The following is a 2,057-nucleotide window of genomic DNA, read 5'->3' on the forward strand; positions in this document are numbered from 1 at the left end:
ATTACCTCTTTGTCTTGAATGATTCCTTGTTTTAGTGATGTCATTTTCAATACTCGACGTCTGGCGTCAAAAGAGTTCTCGACTTAACAAGACACTTCTACTTTATCATCTTGAGAATGAAAAAAGTAGTGAGTACTTTCTCCCGTCGGAGATTTCCTCACTACTAATCTTAGTATGTTTTTGTTCCTATTCATTCAATCTCTCCTCCAATAACCAATCAAACAAGTGATCATTCGTCACGTAGGATGCACCGTTTTGACAATGCCATGAGGAAACGCTATCGAGATGAAACACAACCAGTTGCTTGTTTTTACTCGGTAATTGATTAAAAAAATCTAGCCCCATATGATAATCATAGTAATTGTCACCTTCCGACAAAAAGATGAGGCTGTCTGTTGTAAAAGTCACTTCTGTAAATTCACTCGCCTTTCTAAGCAAGTCATTCAAGTTATCCGCGCCGAAGACCCATTTAGCATGTTCAATTTGCCAGTTTAGGAAGAATTGCCTTGAAATGTATTTCTCTATTCCCTTTTCCAACAAGACTGGAAACCCCTTCTCTACATAAGGATGTAAAAACTTCGGAATTGAAATCTTAAACGATTCAACCAGACTTGGAAAATAGTTAAACAGAACGACCTTATCAAATAGTTTCGGCCTAGCAGACACAGCACGCGCCATCAATAATCCACCTAAGGAAAGTCCAAGACCAACAGTCGGCAAGGTAAGTTGCCCTCTTTGACCATAAGCATCCACCACCGCTTGACAAACACTCCCCCAGTCTGCTGTGAATGGATAATTTTCATAGCGAATAAGATGGGACTGACCAGGCCCTTCAAAAAGAATAACTTGATAGCCTTGTTCTAGGGCAGGAACAACGGAGGTAAAATATAATTCCTCCAGTAGGGAATCGAAACCTCCGCAGACAAAGAAGCTTCCTTTAGGGCTACCATTTTGAGGTTTAAACAGTAGCGTCCGCAGGTTTTTGCCTTGATATTGGACAGGGTATTGTTCGTAGGGAATAGACAACAAATCCAAGCCTTGATAAAAATAGGCAACGGATTTTTCATAAGCTTCCAGTTTCCGCTTGTCAGTCGGATGTAAGAAAAATTCTGCTGCTTGAAAATAGCGACTAGCTCTTAGATAGGCCTTCCCTTTGGAAATAACAGATTGATTCTTATTTATTTCCTCTATTAAATTATTTCCAAATTCGGACCATTTTCTGTACCAAGATTCTGCATCTCTAGCCTTGATTCTCTCACAGATTCGCGCTACCTCTGCATAATCTGCCCCTCCATAAGGTGCGTACCAAAGGACCCTTGTCGCTTCAAACTCAAACGGAAAATAGGAAAAGAAATGGTGTTTCATTGACTAACTCCTTTATTTGTAAATTGAAAATTACAAAATAATTTCTGTAAAAATACAAAATTAGTATATAATAGTCCTAAACAGAAAAAAAGAAGTTACTTTGAGGTACCTATGACAGAAAAGCATCCCTTACGAGCACTGGCTCAACCACTTCTTGGCAAATGGGCAGTCGCCATTATCCTTTCTTTAGCAGAAGGAGAAAAACATTTTGCCCTTTTGGAGAGAGAAATTGGACAGGTATCCCGAAAAGTTCTCGATCAAAATCTCAAGGCGCTCATCGAGATAAACTTGGTTGAAAAAATCGGACAATCCTCCCAGGGATACAAGGTCTTCTACCGCTTAACCCCTCTAGGTAAAGAATTTCTCCCCCTGCTCCTTCAGATTAAGCAGTGGATAAGAGAGCATGAAGAGGAACTGAAGCCTAAAAAATAAAAAGATTTAATACTTAACTAATTTCAAAAACTGAAGTATAATAGAAACATGGAATTTACTAACGAAATGATAACAGAGCTCAAAACAGCTCTAAAAGATAAAAACTTAGCACCTTATCACAAACGTATTCGAGCAGTTTATCTCAGGGCAATCCAAACTCCCTAAAAATCCATTATGGAGATGCTTGATGTCTCACATGATACCGTTTGGCGATTGACTAAGAAATATCAAGAACATGGTTTAACAGGTCTTACCTCAGA

4 protein-coding genes are annotated in these 2,057 nt (G+C 38.9%); 3 read left to right on the plus strand and 1 reads right to left on the minus strand.

Features of this window, described 5'->3' with window-relative positions:
• Positions 1 to 186: 186 nt before the first annotated feature.
• A complete protein-coding gene (locus G576_RS0109590; RefSeq protein ID WP_027974411.1) occupies positions 187 to 1,365 on the minus strand; it encodes a dipeptidyl aminopeptidase in 1,179 nt (392 codons plus the stop codon).
• A 111-nt stretch (positions 1,366 to 1,476) separates the two neighbouring features.
• Between G576_RS0109590 and G576_RS0109595 the strand changes: the two genes are divergently transcribed.
• The 3 genes from G576_RS0109595 to G576_RS14155 all read left to right on the plus strand — a co-directional run.
• Positions 1,477 to 1,797 (plus strand): winged helix-turn-helix transcriptional regulator, encoded by a 321-nt coding sequence (locus G576_RS0109595; protein WP_027974412.1) that lies wholly within the window; start codon positions 1,477 to 1,479, stop codon positions 1,795 to 1,797.
• Positions 1,798 to 1,845: 48 nt separating this feature from the next.
• The gene (locus G576_RS13950; RefSeq protein WP_245563033.1) at positions 1,846 to 1,962 is read left to right on the plus strand and encodes a UPF0565 family protein; all 117 of its coding nucleotides are present in this window, start codon (positions 1,846 to 1,848) and stop codon (positions 1,960 to 1,962) included.
• Between the two features lie 15 nt (positions 1,963 to 1,977).
• Positions 1,978 to 2,057: helix-turn-helix domain-containing protein (locus G576_RS14155; protein WP_425423379.1), on the plus strand; the 80-nt coding region annotated here is incomplete at its 3' end.

The organism is Streptococcus porci DSM 23759 (assembly GCF_000423765.1).
GTDB classification, from domain to species: domain Bacteria; phylum Bacillota; class Bacilli; order Lactobacillales; family Streptococcaceae; genus Streptococcus; species Streptococcus porci.

What these genes read in the sequence shown, in the direction of transcription:
- G576_RS0109590 (WP_027974411.1), bottom strand. Translation starts at nt 1,365, where the DNA reads ATGAAACACCATTTCTTTTCCTATTTTCCGTTTGAGTTTGAAGCGACA.
- G576_RS13950 (WP_245563033.1), top strand. Translation starts at nt 1,846, where the DNA reads ATGGAATTTACTAACGAAATGATAACAGAGCTCAAAACAGCTCTAAAA.
- G576_RS0109595 (WP_027974412.1), top strand. Translation starts at nt 1,477, where the DNA reads ATGACAGAAAAGCATCCCTTACGAGCACTGGCTCAACCACTTCTTGGC.